At 70.5% G+C, this 15972-nt stretch carries 20 protein-coding genes; 9 read left to right on the top strand and 11 right to left on the bottom strand.

Annotated features, from left to right (window positions below):
• The first annotated feature begins 1 nt into the window (after position 1).
• Together WDJ58_RS15150 and WDJ58_RS15145 are read left to right on the top strand one after the other, a co-directional pair.
• Positions 2-526: a TlpA family protein disulfide reductase gene (locus WDJ58_RS15150; RefSeq protein WP_338914107.1), complete on the top strand. Its 525-nt coding sequence runs from the start codon at positions 2-4 to the stop codon at positions 524-526.
• Positions 526-1230, top strand: a complete 705-nt coding sequence (locus WDJ58_RS15145; protein WP_338914106.1) for a cytochrome c biogenesis CcdA family protein — start codon at positions 526-528, stop codon at positions 1228-1230. Before WDJ58_RS15150 ends, WDJ58_RS15145 begins: the two co-directional genes overlap by 1 nt.
• A 163-nt stretch (positions 1231-1393) precedes the next feature.
• Here WDJ58_RS15145 and WDJ58_RS15140 read toward each other — a convergent pair whose 3' ends face one another.
• A complete protein-coding gene (locus WDJ58_RS15140) occupies positions 1394-1897 on the bottom strand; it encodes a pyridoxamine 5'-phosphate oxidase family protein (RefSeq protein WP_338914105.1) in 504 nt (167 codons plus the stop codon).
• Between the two features lie 94 nt (positions 1898-1991).
• On the opposite strand from WDJ58_RS15140, the gene WDJ58_RS15135 reads away from it, so the two are divergent.
• Positions 1992-2357 carry a VOC family protein gene (locus WDJ58_RS15135; protein WP_338914104.1) on the top strand — a complete coding sequence of 122 codons (366 nt, stop codon included), beginning with the start codon at positions 1992-1994 and terminating at the stop codon, positions 2355-2357.
• Positions 2358-2386: 29 nt separating this feature from the next.
• Here the strand turns inward: WDJ58_RS15135 and WDJ58_RS15130 are convergent, their stop codons facing one another.
• From WDJ58_RS15130 to WDJ58_RS15120, 3 genes are all read right to left on the bottom strand, one after another.
• Positions 2387-3904: a PH domain-containing protein gene (locus WDJ58_RS15130; protein ID WP_338914103.1), complete on the bottom strand. Its 1518-nt coding sequence runs from the start codon at positions 3902-3904 to the stop codon at positions 2387-2389.
• Positions 3904-4389 (bottom strand): PH domain-containing protein, encoded by a 486-nt coding sequence (locus tag WDJ58_RS15125; RefSeq protein WP_380661621.1) that lies wholly within the window; start codon positions 4387-4389, stop codon positions 3904-3906. Before WDJ58_RS15125 ends, WDJ58_RS15130 begins: the two co-directional genes overlap by 1 nt.
• 355 nt (positions 4390-4744) lie before the next feature.
• Positions 4745-5410, bottom strand: a complete 666-nt coding sequence (locus tag WDJ58_RS15120; protein WP_338914101.1) for a DUF2071 domain-containing protein — start codon at positions 5408-5410, stop codon at positions 4745-4747.
• A gap of 186 nt (positions 5411-5596) precedes the next feature.
• On the opposite strand from WDJ58_RS15120, the gene WDJ58_RS15115 reads away from it, so the two are divergent.
• Complete coding sequence (locus tag WDJ58_RS15115; protein ID WP_338914100.1) at positions 5597-6535, top strand: DUF4349 domain-containing protein; 939 nt, start codon at positions 5597-5599, stop codon at positions 6533-6535.
• An 18-nt stretch (positions 6536-6553) separates the two neighbouring features.
• On the opposite strand, the gene WDJ58_RS15110 is transcribed toward WDJ58_RS15115, so the two are convergent.
• Positions 6554-6967 (bottom strand): hypothetical protein, encoded by a 414-nt coding sequence (locus WDJ58_RS15110; protein ID WP_338914099.1) that lies wholly within the window; start codon positions 6965-6967, stop codon positions 6554-6556.
• A gap of 81 nt (positions 6968-7048) precedes the next feature.
• On the opposite strand from WDJ58_RS15110, the gene WDJ58_RS15105 reads away from it, so the two are divergent.
• Positions 7049-7561 carry a macro domain-containing protein gene (locus tag WDJ58_RS15105; protein ID WP_338914098.1) on the top strand — a complete coding sequence of 171 codons (513 nt, stop codon included), beginning with the start codon at positions 7049-7051 and terminating at the stop codon, positions 7559-7561.
• Positions 7562-7617: 56 nt separating this feature from the next.
• Here WDJ58_RS15105 and WDJ58_RS15100 read toward each other — a convergent pair whose 3' ends face one another.
• Genes WDJ58_RS15100 through WDJ58_RS15090 form a run of 3 tightly spaced genes read right to left on the bottom strand, consistent with a single transcriptional unit; the run spans position 7618 to position 11391 of the window.
• Positions 7618-8676 carry an ABC transporter permease gene (locus WDJ58_RS15100; RefSeq protein ID WP_338914097.1) on the bottom strand — a complete coding sequence of 353 codons (1059 nt, stop codon included), beginning with the start codon at positions 8674-8676 and terminating at the stop codon, positions 7618-7620.
• On the bottom strand, positions 8669-10486 hold the full coding sequence (locus tag WDJ58_RS15095; RefSeq protein WP_338914096.1) for a PrsW family intramembrane metalloprotease: 1818 nt from the start codon (positions 10484-10486) through the stop codon (positions 8669-8671). Before WDJ58_RS15095 ends, WDJ58_RS15100 begins: the two co-directional genes overlap by 8 nt.
• Positions 10486-11391 (bottom strand): ABC transporter ATP-binding protein, encoded by a 906-nt coding sequence (locus WDJ58_RS15090; protein WP_338914095.1) that lies wholly within the window; start codon positions 11389-11391, stop codon positions 10486-10488. Before WDJ58_RS15090 ends, WDJ58_RS15095 begins: the two co-directional genes overlap by 1 nt.
• 124 nt (positions 11392-11515) lie before the next feature.
• Between WDJ58_RS15090 and WDJ58_RS15085 the strand changes: the two genes are divergently transcribed.
• A complete protein-coding gene (locus WDJ58_RS15085; protein ID WP_338914094.1) occupies positions 11516-11920 on the top strand; it encodes an SRPBCC family protein in 405 nt (134 codons plus the stop codon).
• A gap of 66 nt (positions 11921-11986) precedes the next feature.
• On the opposite strand, the gene WDJ58_RS15080 is transcribed toward WDJ58_RS15085, so the two are convergent.
• Positions 11987-12226 (bottom strand): HVO_2901 family zinc finger protein, encoded by a 240-nt coding sequence (locus WDJ58_RS15080; RefSeq protein WP_338914093.1) that lies wholly within the window; start codon positions 12224-12226, stop codon positions 11987-11989.
• A gap of 243 nt (positions 12227-12469) precedes the next feature.
• Positions 12470-12916, bottom strand: a complete 447-nt coding sequence (locus tag WDJ58_RS15075; protein WP_338914092.1) for a DoxX family protein — start codon at positions 12914-12916, stop codon at positions 12470-12472.
• Between the two features lie 208 nt (positions 12917-13124).
• Between WDJ58_RS15075 and WDJ58_RS15070 the strand changes: the two genes are divergently transcribed.
• The gene (locus tag WDJ58_RS15070; RefSeq protein WP_380661619.1) at positions 13125-13391 is read left to right on the top strand and encodes a winged helix-turn-helix transcriptional regulator; all 267 of its coding nucleotides are present in this window, start codon (positions 13125-13127) and stop codon (positions 13389-13391) included.
• Between the two features lie 177 nt (positions 13392-13568).
• Here WDJ58_RS15070 and WDJ58_RS15065 read toward each other — a convergent pair whose 3' ends face one another.
• Positions 13569-14612 carry a tyrosine--tRNA ligase gene (locus WDJ58_RS15065; RefSeq protein ID WP_338914088.1) on the bottom strand — a complete coding sequence of 348 codons (1044 nt, stop codon included), beginning with the start codon at positions 14610-14612 and terminating at the stop codon, positions 13569-13571.
• A gap of 362 nt (positions 14613-14974) precedes the next feature.
• On the opposite strand from WDJ58_RS15065, the gene WDJ58_RS15060 reads away from it, so the two are divergent.
• Positions 14975-15313, top strand: a complete 339-nt coding sequence (locus tag WDJ58_RS15060; protein WP_338914087.1) for a hypothetical protein — start codon at positions 14975-14977, stop codon at positions 15311-15313.
• 139 nt (positions 15314-15452) lie between these two features.
• Entirely contained in the window at positions 15453-15911 is a 459-nt protein-coding gene (locus tag WDJ58_RS15055) for a hypothetical protein (RefSeq protein WP_338914086.1), read from the top strand.
• The last annotated feature ends 61 nt before the right edge of the window (positions 15912-15972 follow it).

Below are 15972 nucleotides of genomic sequence, written 5' to 3'. Positions count from 1 at the left end.
TATGACCCTCCCGACGCGACGCTCGTTCCTGCGGGCGGGCCTCGGGGCCGGCGTCGTCACCCTCGCGGGATGTACGTCCATCGCCGGGTCAAGCGGGCGATCGGAGGGTAGTGCGACGCTCCGGACCTACGACGTCGCCGGGTCGCCCGGAGGACAGGTCCCGGTCCTTCCGGACGGTCGGGTCGCCCTACTGGACTGGTGGGCGACGTGGTGTGCGCCCTGCAAACCACAGATGGGGGTGCTCCGCGAGATCCACGAGCGGTTCCCCGATATCCACATGCTGTCGATCACGAACGAGGGCGAGGACGCCCCGATCGAGGAGTTCTGGCGGGAGCACCGGGGTACGTGGCCCGTCGCGTCGGACACCGAACTCCGGACGAACGAGCGGTTCGGCGTGGATCGGATACCGACCCTCCTCGTCTTCGACACCGAGGGGACCGATCTGTGGCGACACGTCGGACTGGCGGCCGCCGACAGCGTGGCGGAGCAGTTACGCGAGGCCGGCGCGGAGGAGGCCGAGACCTGATGGCCGTCGACGGGTCGCGGATCGGCTTCGCGTTCGCCGCCGGCGCGGCGACGTTCTTCGCGCCCTGCGCGTTCCCGCTGCTCCCCGGCTACGTCGCCTACTATCTCGGCCGGGGCGACGGGGGCGAGACGGCACCCCTCCCGACCCGGCTCGGGCGGGCGGTCGGCGTGGGTGGGATCGCCTCGCTCGGGTTCTTCGTCGTCTACGGCGTGCTCGCGGGCGTGGTCGCCTCGCTCGGTGCCGGTGCGCTCGCCGACATCGCCACCCTCGAACTCCTCGTCGGCGGCCTGCTCGTCGTCCTCGGTCTGGCGATGGCGAGCGGCCGGTTCGACCCCACGCTGCACGTCCGGCTCCCCGAACGGCGGCGCTCCGCGGGCGGGTTCTTCCTCTTCGGCGTCGTCTACGCCGTCGCCGCCGCCGGCTGTACGGCCCCGATATTCGTCGGCCTCGCGCTGGTCGCGCTCGGGAGCGGGCCCCTCGGTGCCGCGGTCGTGCTCGGATCCTACGCTGCCGGGATGGCGACGCTGATGGTCGCCGTGACGCTCCTCTCCGCGATCGGGCGGGCGGGGCTCCTCCGCACGCTCTCGCGGAACACCGGTCGCGTCTCCCGGCTCGCGGGCTCGCTGCTCGCCCTCGCCGGCGTCGCCCAGATCTACCTGTTCGTCTTCGACTTCGACTACCTCGGCATCCTCCGACTGCTCTGATGAGTGAGCCCGGGGGACTGCTCGCCGACGTGCCGGGGAAGACGTCTCGCCGTCCCCGGGGACACGGGGATGGGGAGCACGGCCGTAGTTCGACCGTCCCTGTCGTGAGTCCCACGATGGCTCGCCACTGTGTGCCCCGGACGGTACCGCCGGTGGGTCCGGATCACTCCGTGTCGGGGTCGGTGGCCTCCCCCGTCGAACCCTCCGTCCCGACGAGCGACTGCCACGCGTCCACGCCGGCCGTCCGTCGCCCGGTGAGCGACTCCGCCTCCAGTTCGAAGAGGCGGACGTCGATCTCCGAGGGGTCCTCGTCGAAGACCCGCACCGCGCCGAACGCCTCCGGATCCTCCCGTAGCGCCCGTGCCTCCTCGTCCCCGAGTTCGGCGATCGGACCCCGGGCCAGCACGCTCCAGGAGTCCGTCCCGTCCTGGCCGAACGCCACGAACGTCGCGCTCTCGGTCGCCCGCAGGAACGCGAGCTTCTCGCTGTCGCCGTCGTCGGTCATCCGCAGCAGGAACCGCCCGTCGTCGTAGCGAAATGAGACGGGAACGGCGTAGGCGTCCCCGCCGTCGGCGAGCGCGAGGACGCCGGTCTCGACCCCGCGCAGGTGGTCCTCGAGTTCGTGCTCGGTCATCCCGATCGTCTCGACGTACGCGATCCGTTCCATGGAGGGGGCTACGAGGCGGGTACGTATGATCGGTTCGCCGGTTCCCGACTCCCGGGACCGACACGGCTTTCGGTCGCCCACGAGCACGGGTGACATGGTCGACGTAGCCGGGACGGCCGACATGGACGCGGGTGGTATCGTCTTCTTCCGGAGCGAGGCTCACGACGAGGTGGTCGAGTTCTACACCGAGCGCCTCGACGCGAGCGTCTGGCTCTCCCAGCCCGACTGTACGATACTCGACTACGAGGGGTTCCGGTTCGGCTTCTGCGACCGCGAGGACCCCGAGGTAGGCGGAACGCTCACGTTCGTCGTCCCCTCGCGTGAGGCGGTCGACGAGGCGTTCGAGCGGCTCGAGGGCCGCGCGGTCGATCGGCCGCGCCACAACGAGACCTACGCGATCTACCAGTTCTTCGCCGAGGACCCGGAGGGACGGACCGTCGAGATCCAGTCGTTCGAGTAGCGGGTCGGCCACCGGGTCGACCGGACGAGTCAGTCGCCCGGCGAGACGCCCGCACCCGACCCTCGGCCGCCGGAGGAGATCACCGACTCGAGCCGCCGTCGCCGTCGGGCGGCGCGAGCCTCGGTCAGCGAGTCCTGCAGGCGGCCGTTGACCGTCTCGCGGAGGTCCGTCGCGGCCGACGCGTCGATGTCGATGGCGCGGGCGTCGTTCCCGGTGATACCGCCGCCGCCCGCGGTGTCGATCAGGACCGTCGCGAGGTCGCGGCGGCGCTGGAAGACCGTCCCCGACTGGACGACCGTCTGGACGCGGTAGTAGGGAACCACCCGGGTCTCCCGCGACCAGAACCCCGCCCTGGTGAGGACGTGGTCCTCGCAGACGGCGTAGGCGAGGTTGCGCCACTTGAGGTGTGCGCCGACGGGTGCCAGCGGCACCCCCACGAGGACGTAGTACCAGGCGTAGGAGAGCCCGGTGAAGCGGTCGACCGCGTACGCGATCCCCGTCAGGACGAGCACCAGCGCGGTGTACCTGACGACGTACCGCGTGCGGGCGCGCTTCGGCGGGCGCTGCCAGTCGGGATCGCCGAACGAGTCGATCGAGCGGGCGAGCGCGAACACGCGGTCGCGCTCGGCGATGGGGACCGCCGACTGCGAGCCGCTCGAGTCCCCGGGCGCGTACCCTGCCGTCTCGACCGACAGCGAGGCGTAGCCCAGCCACCGGGCGAGCACGTTCTCCGAGACGGCGAGCGTCTGGACCTTCTCCAGGGGGATCGACCCGGCGAACTGCTGGAGGAGCCCGCGTTCGTATCGGAGCTCCGACCCGGCCCGGGAGAGCCGGAAGCCGTAGTAGTTGGTGATCGAGTAGAGCCCCGAGATCACCGCGGCGGCGAGGACGAGTCCGAACGCGCCCAGGGGGGCGGCCATGGCGAAGGAGAGCAGCGGGTCGGCGAACTCGTCGGTGAGTGAGGGCAGGACGACGGGCAGGAACACCGAGGCCAGCGAGAGCAGCCGCAGGTCGACGCTCGTCAGCCCCAGGATGAGCAGTTCCCGGGGGGTGACGGCGAACAGCAGGTCGGGCTCGGGCTCCGGTTCGTCCGAGCCCTCCCCCGTGCCGCGCTTCCGGCGCGAGATGGCGTCCCGGAGCCGCCCCGCTTCCTCGTCGCCGACGAACCGGAGCTGTGCCTCGGTGTCGGAGCCGCCCGCCGTCTCCAGGCGGACCTCCGCGATCCCGAGGGCGCGCTGGACGACGTTGCGCTGTAAGTCCACGTTCTGGACCCGTCCCAGGGGGATCTCGCGAGTCCGCCGCGAGAACACCCCCGACCGGATGTCGAACGTGTCACCGGTGAGTTCGTACTCGTAGCGCTGCCAGTAGACGAACTGGTAGAGCAGCGCGAGGACGAACCCGGCGGCGACGACGCCCACCCCCGCGACCGTCGGGACGCCCATCGAGCGCGAGCCGACGGTGGCGATGACGAGCACCCACGCCAGCCGGATGACCGTCTCGCCGGCACGGTAGAACACCGACAGCGGCGAGAGCCGACTCGCGGCCATCAGACGGCGTCCTCGCCCTCGGCGGCGATGGCAAGGCGCTTCAGGCGCTCCTGGAGGTCGTCGGCGCGGTCGGTCGTCAACCCCGGGATCGAGACGTCGGCTCCCCGCGAGCCGGCGGTGTAGACGACCGCGGTGGCGAGCCCGAGCGTCCGCTCGACCGGCCCGCGTGAGGCGTCGACGTGCTGGATGCGGACGTAGGGGACGACCGTCCGGGTGTGGGTCAGCACGCCGCGTTCGAGGTAGAGCGAGTCCTCGCGCACCTCGTAGGACCACGACCGGTAGCGGAGCACCGCCATCACCACGCCCAGCGCCAGCAGGACGAGGAAGATCGCCGGGCCGACGAGCAGCCGATCGAGGAGGAGGAATCCCGCGACCCCTGCGATACCGGCGAGCACCAGCGATCCGACGACCGACCCGAGCACCCAGACGTACCTGACCCGCGGGTCGAGCTTGCGGACCGGTCCGGTCAGTTCGTCGACGTCGATCTCCTCGGGGGTGACGTCCGTCCCGTCGCTCGCGGAGAGGGGCTCGGTCCCCGTGGTGGAACCCTCCTCGGCACCGTTGTGCTCCCTGGACTCCCCCTCGCTCACCCCTCGAGCGGCTCCCTCCCGGGTCGCCGGTTCCGACGCCCGTTCGTCCCCGTCGGCTCCCGGCACCGATCGGTCCGGGGGATCGGACGCCGACTCGGGATCGGTCTCGCCCACCTCGTCCGGCTCGGCGTCACCGTCGCTCATCGTCCCCGTTCGGTCCCGCTCGTACTTAGAACCCCGCGGGTTCCACGGGCGGCGATCGCCCCCGGCCGATTCCGCCGAGCCGCGAGCCGGGGCGACCGGCTCCCGATCACGTCCGGTGGACCCGCCCGGCGGTGACCCGGATCGGATCGGCGACGTGGAGGATCGGATCGACGTCGGGGTGATCGAAGCCGCTGGCCTCGAACAGCGTGTTCCCGGTGATCTCAGCCGTCGCCGGCCGGAGCGTCCAGGGCTCGTGGTCGATGTCCCCGTGGTAGAGCCGTCCCCCGTCGTCCATCGTGTAGAAGCGGTAGTTCTCGACGAGGAAGGCCTCGAGGGTGCCCGGTTCCGGGGTGAAGGCGGGCCCGTCCGGGCCGTACTCCGCCGCGAAACGCGCCGGCGGCGCGTCGGGGTGGGTCCGGCGGCTCCTGAAGTGGACCCGCTCGCCGGCCCGGCGGAACTCGGTCTCGGCCCGGTAGTAGGGGAGCCGGAACAGCGAGCGCGCGACGGAGACGCCAAGCCGGTCGTCGGCGTCGAGGTTGAAGAAGTGGACGCCACGGTCGCCGTCGGGACCGCGGACGTAGGTCCGGAGGTTGAGCTCGTCGAACGTCAGCCGGAACGGGAGCCCCGCGGGGCCGATCTCCATGCGGAACGGGACGATCCCGAGGTAGGCGGTCCCCTCGAAGGTGTCGACTGACAGCCGGTCGGGCAGGCGGGCCGCGACCGTCTCGGCCGGCACTGCCCAGTGGGCGAACAGGAGGTCGCGCCACGTCATCGAGAGGAGTCCACGGGTCGGCGTCGGCCGCGTTCCCGAATCCCGACCGTCCGCTCCGGTCGCCGAGCGTGCCATATCGATCGATACGGGCCCAACCGGTTTCGGCCTGACGGTCCCTGCAATCGTGAGTCAAACGGCTCTTTGGCCCTACACAAGGGGTATCCTCCCGGTTCCCGTGTACGGGATATGCGACGGAATCACGCTCGGCTGGCGACGGTCGCGCTCGTCGTCCTGGTCGTCCTCGCCGGATGTAGCGGGGCAGGGGGCGGCGACGGCGGTGGTGGTGGCGACGGTGGGAACGCCGCGGACGGGGCGGACCTCTCGACCGGTGCCGAGGCCGGCGGAGGGGGCGGTGACGGTGGCAGTGGCGGCGACGGTGGGGATGCGGCCGAGCAGGCCGCGGAGGCGTCGTTCGCCGCCGGGGAGAGCATCGCCGCACAGCCCCGGGGACGGGCGATAATCCGGACCGGAACGGTCGAGGTGGAGGTCGAGTCGTTCGAGAACGCGACGTCGACGCTGGGGGAGCTCGTCCGCGAACGGGGTGGGTTCGTCGCCGGCACCGAGCGGACCGTCCACGGCGAGGGCAACCGGTCGTGGACGTCGGGGACGCTCGTCCTCCGGGTCCCGAGCGGGAACTTCTCGGCGGTGTTCGACGGGGCACGGGAGATCGGGACCGTCGAGTCGGCCACCTCCGACACGCAGGACGTCACCGATCGGCTGGTGGACCTGAACGCCCGGCTCGACAACCTGGAGGCCGAGCGCGACCGGCTCCGGACGCTCTACGAGCGGGCCAACGAGACCGACGACGTGCTCGAAGTGGGCCGCGAGCTCTCGGAGGTCCAGGGCGAGATCGAACGGCTGGAGGCCCAGCGCCGCTCGCTTGAGGAGCGCGTCGCGCTGTCGACTCTCACCGTTCGACTCCACGAGCCCCGTCCGGATCGGCTGGAGATCGAGCGGACGGCGTTCCACGAGGTGGGCCTCCTCGCCGCGTTCCTCGACTCCGTCGACGGCGTGGTCGTGGCCCTGCGGACGCTCGTCGTCGGTATCGCCTACGCGACCCCCTACCTGCTCGTGTTCGGACTCCCGCTGGTCGGGCTGGGGGCGATCCTCTACCGGCGTCGGTAGCTCCCGGGAGGTGTAGGGCTACCCACCCGTGACGACTCGTCGGATCGCACGGACGGCCGGAACGACCGGTCCGTCGGGGTCGAGCGAGACGAAGTAGGCGCAGTCGTCGACGTAGATCCGGACCATCGTGAACAGGTCGAGCCCGGTTGCGAGGTAGTGGACGTCCTCGGAGACCGGGAACAGGTCCTCGGTGAACAGGTCGGTCTCCATGTGGTCGAGGTTGACGAACCCGTGGATGTGCTCGAAGTGCTCGTGCATCTGCTCGACCGAGTCGTAGAACGAGAGCGTCACGTCGTCGGCGTAGAGGACGTTGAAATCCTCGTCGTCGAACTCGACGAGGCTCCGGAGCGGTTCCTGGACAGCGTCGGACAGCTCCTCTCGGAGCGCCGTCGCGTCGACGGGATGGATCGACTCCGGGTTACTCACCGCCATTGCCCCTCCTTCCCCTTCCCCGTACAAATCTCTGTCCGCCGTTTCGCGTACCGTTTAGTGGGTCGCGACGCTCGGATCGGTATGGAGTTCAGCGTGATACGGGGCGATATCGCCGCGGAGGCGGCCGACGCCCTCGTGAACGCCGCCGGGACGTCGCTGCGGATGGGGTCGGGCGTGGCCGGCGCGCTCCGTCGGGGCGGCGGCGAGGGACTGAACGAGGCGGCGATGGCCGAGGGGCCGGTCGACCTCGGCGAGGTGGCCGTCACCGACGCGTTCGACCTCGACGCCGAGTACGTGATCCACGCGGCGGCGATGCCACACTACGGCGACGGGCAGGCGACGGCCGAGAGCATCCGTAACGCCGCTCGGAGCGCCCTCGAAGCGGCCGACGAACGGGGCTGTGAGTCGCTGGTGATACCCGCACTCGGCTGTGGCGTCGCCGGCTTCGACCTGGAGGAAGGGGCGCGGATCATCGCCGAGGTCATCGACGACTTCGAGCCCGAACACCTCCGGGACGTCCGGTTCGTCGCGTACAGCGAGGAGGAGGCCGAGCCCATCGAGCGGGTCGCCGACGAGGTTCGGGACCGGGGCTGAACCGTCGGGGATACCCCCCTTCTCCGTACCAGGGGGAAACACCCCGGAGCCGGAGCCTACAGCCGCTCCGGGTCGACCCGACCCACGTACCAGCGCACGGAGAGCGCGAGCGCGACGGCGATCAGTACGTACCCGAGGACGGCGGCGTCGGTGAGCGGCCCCGGGCTGTCGATGGCGAGCAGTGCCGCGGTCGACGTCGGTCCCTCGGGGAACGCCGTCGCGGCGGTGAGCAGTCCGAGGACGGCGAACGAGTAGAGGAGCTGTGCGCGCTGTCTGTCGGCGACGACGAGCGTGGTGCCGACGCCGAGCGCGACCGTGGCGACCGAGAGTGCGGCGACGAACACCCCCAGGAGAACGACGTTGGCGACCGGGATGCCGTTGAGCGAGAGGAGGCCGATCCACAGCAGCGCCTGTGCCGGTCCCAGCGCCGCCAGCGCGAGGGCCTTCCCCTCGACGATGGCCGCGAGCGACAGCGGGGTCACCCGCAGGAGTTCCAGGGTGCCCCGTTCCACCTCCTCGGTGATCCCGTCGACGGCGACCGAGCCGACGATGAACGCCGGCAGCAGGAGTAGCATCGGGATCAGCACGGTGTACGTGAATCCGAGGTAGGGGCTGGCGTCGACCGGCGGCGGAAGCGGGACGGCCTCGGCGTCGAGCCAGTTCGCGCGGTCGACTCGCTCCGCCCGTTCGAGCGCTTCGAGCGCCGATCGCACCCGCACGACGACCAGCGTCTTCTGCAGGCCCGACTCGGGGGCGGTCACGGTCACGTCGACCCGCCCCTCCTGTGTTCGAGCCTCGACGAGCGCGTCGACGACGCCGGCCTCGAACGCCTCGGTCGCGGTCGCCCGGTCGTCGTAACGCCGAGGGCGGAGCCCGTCGGTCGCCTCGGCCGCCTCGACGAACCCCTCGCCGGCATCGCCCACCACTGCGACCTCCACGCCGCCGGCGGAGACCGACGCCGGGCTGTAGAGCGAGGTGAGCCCCACCACGAGGAACGAGGAGAACCCCGCGACGAACAGCTGAATGACCAGCGCGAGGACGATGGTCTTCTCCCGGGAGAGCGAGGCGAGTTCGCGCCGACCGACGACGAGCCGTCCGCGGGTGGGGTTAGACAAGGGCGCTCACCACCGTCAGGTTGTAGCCGACGTGGACGAGGACGGCGAGCGCCGTCGCGGTGAGCCACGCGTTCGTCCCCCTCGCGGCCCCGAGCGCGGAGACGCTCGCCGTGACGACGTGGAGCGCGAGCGGGGCGAGAAGCAGTGCGCCGACGAGGAGTGGGCTATCGACGCCCGCACCGACCCCGAACGCGGCGCTCCCCGCGCGGAGTTCGGGGAGCCCGACCAGCTGGGCGAGGAGCGTGAGCTTCTCGCCGAGGAAGAAGCCCAGTCCGGACGCCGCCCCCGCGAGCAGGGCCGCCCGGTTCGTCCGCGGGTACCGGCCGTCGACGAACCCCGCGAGGACCGGGATCGACTTGGCGAGCTCCTCGACGACGGCGAGGACGACCAGCAGGATCGGTATCGAGAGCCCGCCGGGGAGCGCGAACAGCATCGCCACGGCGAGCAGTTCGGCGACGAAGACGAACGGGATGAGGACCGCGGTGAGTGCCACGAGACTCCGCGGCGAGCGGATCCGGCCGCCGAGGGTGTCGAGCGCCTTCAGGTGGACCGGGCGCTGGGTGAACATGTCCTCCTCGCGGTAGACGCCGAGGCCGAGCCCGAACAGCACCGCGGCGGCGAGCGTCGAGGGGAGGGTGGCGAACGCGATCCCCGACGGTGCGACCGCCGTCCCCGTGAGGTCGCGGACGACGAGGGTGAGCGGCGAGATGAGCGCGAGCGGGTCGACGTCGGTGAAGATGGCCGGGACGAACGCGAACGTCATCAGCCCCACGGAGACGGTGACGACGACGAACGTGAGCTCCTTGAACGACCGCGCGAACATCCCACCGAGGAACGCGGCCCCGAGGAACAGCAACGATAGCGAGCCGACCGCGAGCACCGACAGCGCACTGCCGCCGACGAAGGCGGTGACGGCCGCCGCGAGGCCGACGGCTGCGAGGAGGTACGGGAGCGTCTTCCCGGCGACGATTTCGAGCGGTGAGACCGGCGCGACCAGCAGCAGCTCGCCCCGGCGGTTGATGCGCTCGCGGAGCACCGACGAGGAGTACGCCTGGACGACGAAGTTGAGCGGGAGGAGGAACGCGAACGCGAGCACGAGCGACTGGAAGGGGAACGGCGGCGCGATGTCGGAGGGCGAGCCGGTCGAGGTACCGGTACCGAAGAGGTCGACGCCGAGCGGGGAGGGACCGCCGGAGGACCCCGAGCCGCCGTTGCCGGCACTCCCCGACTGCCCGTCACCGCTGCCCCTCGGCGCGGGTCCGCCGCCGTCACCGCTCCCGCCGCCACGCGGATCGCCTCCGGCCCCGGTCGCGCGGTCGCGCTCGCGTTCGACGTAGCGGAGCGTCACGTCCACGGGAAACGCCGCGGTCGCGTTCGGCTCGTCGGCCATCAGGCGGTCGTTGTACGTCCCGACCGATCGCCGGAGTGCCGCGAGCGCGGCCCGGGACTTCGCCGTCGGCTCGCCGCCCTCGGTCGCCAGCAGGATACCTCCCTCGACGAACACGAGCTCGTAGCCCTCGTCCGCGGTCAGCCGACCGTCCGCGGCGGCCGCCTCCCCGTCCCCTCGGACGACGAACGTCGGGTCCGCTTCGGCCACGTCGCGGTAGGGTGACTCCCCGGGGACGCCGACCCGGTAGATGCCCTCGTCGACGGCGAATCCCGACCCCGCCGCGAGCGGGAGCGCGGCGACCAGCACGACGAGCCCGAACAGGTAGACGCCGAGCGTCCGGCGGTCGAGCCGCCCGGCACCCCGAAAGACCTCCCAGCGGGCGATCCGGGCGACGACACGCGGTCGGAGCCAGGGGGCCATCAGGGGTCCGCCCCCTGCCCGTCGGCCGACCGCGGGCCGACGTCTCGCGAGGCGAGGTCGAGGAACACCCCCTCTAGGGAGGACTCGCTGGTCCGGATGTCGACCACCCGTCCCTCGCCGTTCGACAGCCGCTCGCGAACCCCCTCGACCCCTTCCATCGAGTCGACGGTCAGCCGGTAGTGCCCGTTCTCGCGCTCGGCTCCCTCCAGGGCGACGTCGGTGTAGACGTGGTACTCGGTGGTGCCGTGTTCGCGTTGGAGCGCCTCGACCGGGCCCTGGGCGACGATCCGGCCGCCGTTCATGATGGCGATGCGGTCACAGACCGACTCGACGTGGTAGAGGTTGTGCGCGGAGAAGACGACCGTCTTGCCACGGTCGGCCAGCCCGCGGGTGAACTCGACGACGTAGTTGGTGGTGAGCGGGTCGAGACCCGACGCGGGTTCGTCGTACACGAGCACGTTGGGGTCGTTGACGAGCGAGCGGGCGATGGCGACCTTCCGCTTCATCCCCTTGGAGACGTCGCCGAGTGCCCGCTCGCGGTACTCCAGGTCGAGCCGGTCGAGCGTCCGTTCGATCCGCTCGTCGGCCGTCGCCCGGTCGACGCCGTAGAGGTCCGCGAAGAAGCGCAGATACGAGCGGGCCGTCATCTCCTCGTACAGCGGGGACTCCTCGGGGAGGAAGCCGAGGTGTCGGCGCATCTCGTCGTCGCCGGCGTCGTACCCCGCCACGCGGGCGCTTCCGGCGGTGGGCTCGACCAGCCCGGCGAGCATCTTCAGCGTCGTCGTCTTGCCCGCGCCGTTCGGTCCGACGACGCCGAACACCTCGCCGAACTCCACGGCGAAGGAACTCCCCTCGACGGCGACGAACCCGCCGTACTCCTTGCGCAGCCCCTCGACCTCGATCATCTGCTCGTCGGCGAGACGGACAGCCCTCGCCTAAACGTTGACACCCGTTCAGCCGTGGAGTCGACCGAAGGCGGCCCGGCACCCGATCCGGTAGCTCTTGGCGTCGCCCGCCCAGGTCCGGGACGTGAGACTCGCACGGACACCCGACGGGCGACGGCTGGAGGTCGCCCGGCGCGTCGCGGCCGACCCCGACCGGGTCTGGGCGGTGCTGACCGACACCGAACTGTGGCCGCGATGGGGGCCCTCGGTGACCGACGTCGAGTGTTCCGATCGGTTCGTCCGCGAGGGATCGACCGGCCGGGTCCGGGTTCCGGGAGGGCTCTGGCTGCCGTTCACCGTCCGGACCTGTCGCGACCGCCGGTGGACCTGGGACGTCGCCGGGATCCCGGCCACGGGTCACCGGGTGGAAGCGCAGGCGAACGGCGCGCTGGCGGTCTTCGAACTACCGGTGCTCGCCGCCGGCTACGCGCCGGTCTGTCGGCGGTCGCTGGGACGGATCGCAGAACTCGCCGTAGAGAACGGGGACTGAGCGGGATCGCACACGCGCTCGGCCAGCCCTGGCCGTCGTCGGGTCGGTCGCCGTCTCGGTGCCTGGTTACCGGGTCGGTGCGACGGTGAAGTCGCCTACGGACCTGAGGTCCTCGCCGAGGCCGGCACCCTCACACTCCTCGTTCGGGCATCGATAGTGCCAGCCGTCCCGTGTGGCCCGTCGCTCGGAGAACTTCTCGCCACACTGGCTGCAGACGAGCGTCTCGTCCGAGCACTTGTCCTTGTGGAGCTCGAGCTGGAGTTCGGACCCGAAGGTCCGCTTGCAGGTTCTACACGTGTGCGTCATAATAGGGGGTTCTTAGGCATCCCTTATACAGTTATTGCATTCCATGCGTGGGTGCTAAATACTACCAACGCACACCGTCGGCTCTCCGGCCGACACACGGCGGCCGGACGTCCGACGATACCCGGATAGCGGGCCGGTCGGACCGGATCCGTGCCCGGGCGAACGGATCGGCCGGCGGACGAACCTGGACGTTCGTGGGATCCGCGAAGGTCGGTCACCGGATCCCCGTCCCGTGATCTCGGCTCAGAACAGACCGACGCCGACCGAGTACGGCCAGGCGACCCCGCCGAGCGCGAGGAGGCCGACGGCGGCCCCAGCCAGTGAAACGTTCTTGAGGAACTGCGTCATCTCCGTCTGTTGCTGCTGGGGGTCCTCGACGGTCCAGAAGTCGTGCATCCCCACGGCGCTGGCGAGGAGGAACACCGAGAGCGCACCTGCCCCGAGGACGACGAACGCGCCCACGATCACCGAGAGCCCGCCCAGGACGAGCAGTCCGCCCGTGAACGCCACCGCCAGATTCGGGGCGGGAACGCCCTTCGACCCCGCGTACCCCGCCATGTCGCCCAGGTTCGTGAAGTGGTTCAGCCCCATGAACGCCAGCACGCCGCCGAACAGCACGCGCGCGAGGAGGAACAGTTCCGCGGAACCGGGAGCGGCGAACACCCCCGCCTGGAGCGCGAGGTAGCTCACGCGGCCACCCCGCTCGCCGCGAGAGCCCCCGTACCGTCCCCGGATCGCCGATCGAGTGATGGTTTCATTACGTTACCTGGTACGGATCCGAACCTATATATCGGTTCCCGGACAACGGTGGTACCAGATAGCGACGATGTCACCCCAGTCATCCACGGGCGTCGAGGAGAGCCACCCGGTCGAGAGCGCGTGTCCGGTCGTCGAGTCGATGGAACAGATCGGCTCGAAGTGGCGGCTGGTCGTGCTCCACGACCTCCAGGACGGCGAGAAGCGGTTCAACGAGCTCAAGCGATCGACCGAGGCGAGCTCCCGCACCCTCTCGCGGGTCCTCGACGACCTCCAGGAGAGCGGGCTCGTCCACCGCCGGCTCGAGGAGGACGCCCCCGTCGCCACTTACTATCGGCTGACGGAGAAAGGGCGGTCGCTCTGCCCGGTGTTCGACCAGATAGAACGCTGGGCCGACGACTGGCTCTGAGGCGGTTCCCGACCCCCGCACCGCGGTCGACCCGTTCGGCCCGGCCGGGGCCGGTATCGGAGCCGGTTTCGGCGGGGCCACGGGCTACCTCACCGACGACGCCCGGGGCGCGGCGAGGAGAGGGTGAAAGAACGGGTTCGGCGGGTCTGCTGGCCGCTGAAGCCCCGACCCCCGGGGTCAGTTCGAACCGTACTTCTCGGGGTAGGCGTCGGCCAGGAGTTCGGGTTCGGCGAGCAGGCGCTCGCGGACCGGGTCGACTACCGTCGAGATGGCCCCGGCCGCCGCGGGTTTGAGGTCCGCGGGGTGGAGCTCGCCCGAGACGAAGTCCGCTTCGAGGTCGTCGTACGCGGTGTAGCGCAGGTCGCCGCCGTACTCCTCGGGTCGCTCGACCACCAGCGGCTCCTCGTGTTCCCCGAGAACCGGGAAGACGAGGTAGCGGAGGTACTCGAGGACGCCGTTGTCCTCGACCTCTCCGGCGGGGCAGTACGCCCCCTGGATCTTCTCCTCGATGGCCGCGTCGTCGTCGGTGAGCGCGATCTTCGACCCCTCCTCGGAGGCGGACATCTTCCCCCCGGTGAGCCCCGAGAGGAGTGGCGCGAACACACAGACGGGCTTGTCGTGGCCGTGTTCGGGGAGGATCTCCCGGGAGAGCATGTAGATGCCGCGCTGGTCGATCCCGCCGTAGGCGATGTCGGCGTCGAGCGCCTTCACGTCGAGGCTCTGCATCAGCGGGTAGATCAGCCCGCCGACCTTCGGGTCCTCGGACTGGCGGACGACCTCGCTTCCGGCCCGTTTGACCCGGTTCTGGGTCGTCTCGGCGGCCATCCGGAGGAGTTCGAGCGTGTACTCGGGCGTGAGTTCGAGGTCCTGTCCGCGGACGAACGTCACGCCCTCGGGGTCCGCGCCGGCGGCCTCGATCATCGCCTCGATGGCCGTCGTGTAGTACTCCGTCCGGGCGTCGAGCAGGTCGAACGGCGACTTCTCGTCGTCGAGGTGGGCGTGGAGGTCCGCGACGAGCACGGTGACGTCGAGGCCGGCCTCGATGAAGTCCGCGAGCTTCCGCATCGTGGTGAAGTGGCCGATGTGCATCTCGCCGGTCGGGGCGTAGCCGATGTAGGCCGTCGGCGAGTCGCGCTCCTCGAAGAGCGCCGATAGCTCCTCCTCCGTGACGACCTCCCGCGTGAACCGCGAGACGAGACGCGTCCGCTCGGCGGTGTCCATACCGCCCCTTTCCCCTCAGCCGGCGATAAATGGTTCGGGACGGTGTCGCGACCTCTCACAGGGGCAGGGGGGAGCCATCGGGCGTACGGATGCGGCGGATCGTAGATGCGACGCGTCGGAATCGGCGTGCGCAGTGTAGGGGCGGTGTTCGGCAGTCGGACTCGAGGGGAAAATATTCCACCGAGCGGGCGTGAGCCACCACCCGACGCCGAACTATGCCCTCCAGACGTCGCGTGCTCGTGGCAGGTATCGTGACCGCCGGGACGGCTCTCTCGGGGTGTCTCTCGGCGGAGTCCGACGAGAGGTCGTCGACGTCACCCACACCGGGATCGCCAACGCCAACACCGACGTCACCGACGCCGGTGCCGGGGAGGTCCGGATCGGTCGAGAGCTACATCACGGAGGCGTCGGTCGTCTCTCACGATGCGACCCTGATCGAGACGGAGGACGACCGGCGGTGGATCGTCACGGCGCGGCTGCAGATCGATGCCCAGAACCCCGAGGCGGCCACGCCCCGCCCCGTCGGGGTGTTTTTCGTCTTCCTGGACGCGGAAGGGGAGACACTCTACGAGGTACACGAACAGGCACCCATGAACACGGGCGACGGTCCGGACACCGCGACACTATCCGCGCCCTTCGAACCGAGCCAGGCCGGCCAGCCCACGTTCCATAGTTATCGCATCGAACTCGTCCACCCCTGACCCAGTCGTAGCGCTTCGAGAGCGCCTGCATCACGACCACGGAACCGATATGGCTCGTTCGCCTGGTAGCCGCCGCGTCCCGACGAACGGACTGCCGGGGACACAGGAGCCATACCTCTCGCGGCCCTCCGTTCCACCGATGTACACCGGGCAGACGGAGCAGCCGTGCTGTCTCTGCGGCGACCCCGAGACCAGTACCCGGATCGACCTCCCGCCCCGAGCGGTCCAGCTGATGAAACACTCCGGGCCCATCGCCTGGCGCGACATCGAGGGGGAGGTGTCGATCCACTTCTGTGCCTCGGACTGGGGGCTGGTCGAGGACCTGGTCGCCGAGAAGGGTCTGAACCCGCTCGGACGGTGCAACGTCGCCCGCGCGTCGTTCGTCCTCCGGGAGGACTTCGAGGCGCTGCTCAACGACACGCGCGAGGAGCCCGACCAGCGGCCGCTCGAACGCGAGATGTACGAGGCCGCCGAGCGGGTCGAGGCGGAGTTCGACGACGCCGACTCGCTCCACTCCCGGCGCGACCTGGTGGAGGCACGCCTCGTCCGCTGGTCGCTGGAGGACCTCGGCGGCGAACTCGACGTCGCCGGTGACTGAGATCGGAGCGACGCGTCAGTGACCCACTCACGCGACGCGTAACTGGCCGTATATTTATCAA

Source organism: Salinirubellus litoreus (genome assembly GCF_037335815.1).
Taxonomy (GTDB): domain Archaea; phylum Halobacteriota; class Halobacteria; order Halobacteriales; family Haloarculaceae; genus Salinirubellus; species Salinirubellus litoreus.
This window is presented reverse-complemented; position numbering and strand designations above follow the sequence as displayed.

Coding starts and splice junctions, on each gene's coding strand:
- WDJ58_RS15105 (WP_338914098.1), top strand. CDS start 7,049: ATGGAGTTCAGCGTGATACGGGGCGATATCGCCGCGGAGGCGGCCGAC.
- WDJ58_RS15140 (WP_338914105.1), bottom strand. CDS start 1,897: ATGGAACGGATCGCGTACGTCGAGACGATCGGGATGACCGAGCACGAA.
- WDJ58_RS15095 (WP_338914096.1), bottom strand. CDS start 10,486: ATGGCCCCCTGGCTCCGACCGCGTGTCGTCGCCCGGATCGCCCGCTGG.
- WDJ58_RS15150 (WP_338914107.1), top strand. CDS start 2: ATGACCCTCCCGACGCGACGCTCGTTCCTGCGGGCGGGCCTCGGGGCC.
- WDJ58_RS15120 (WP_338914101.1), bottom strand. CDS start 5,410: ATGACGTGGCGCGACCTCCTGTTCGCCCACTGGGCAGTGCCGGCCGAG.
- WDJ58_RS15090 (WP_338914095.1), bottom strand. CDS start 11,391: ATGATCGAGGTCGAGGGGCTGCGCAAGGAGTACGGCGGGTTCGTCGCC.
- WDJ58_RS15145 (WP_338914106.1), top strand. CDS start 526: ATGGCCGTCGACGGGTCGCGGATCGGCTTCGCGTTCGCCGCCGGCGCG.
- WDJ58_RS15055 (WP_338914086.1), top strand. CDS start 15,453: ATGTACACCGGGCAGACGGAGCAGCCGTGCTGTCTCTGCGGCGACCCC.
- WDJ58_RS15130 (WP_338914103.1), bottom strand. CDS start 3,904: ATGGCCGCGAGTCGGCTCTCGCCGCTGTCGGTGTTCTACCGTGCCGGC.
- WDJ58_RS15110 (WP_338914099.1), bottom strand. CDS start 6,967: ATGGCGGTGAGTAACCCGGAGTCGATCCATCCCGTCGACGCGACGGCG.
- WDJ58_RS15135 (WP_338914104.1), top strand. CDS start 1,992: ATGGTCGACGTAGCCGGGACGGCCGACATGGACGCGGGTGGTATCGTC.
- WDJ58_RS15080 (WP_338914093.1), bottom strand. CDS start 12,226: ATGACGCACACGTGTAGAACCTGCAAGCGGACCTTCGGGTCCGAACTC.
- WDJ58_RS15070 (WP_380661619.1), top strand. CDS start 13,125: ATGGAACAGATCGGCTCGAAGTGGCGGCTGGTCGTGCTCCACGACCTC.
- WDJ58_RS15115 (WP_338914100.1), top strand. CDS start 5,597: ATGCGACGGAATCACGCTCGGCTGGCGACGGTCGCGCTCGTCGTCCTG.
- WDJ58_RS15065 (WP_338914088.1), bottom strand. CDS start 14,612: ATGGACACCGCCGAGCGGACGCGTCTCGTCTCGCGGTTCACGCGGGAG.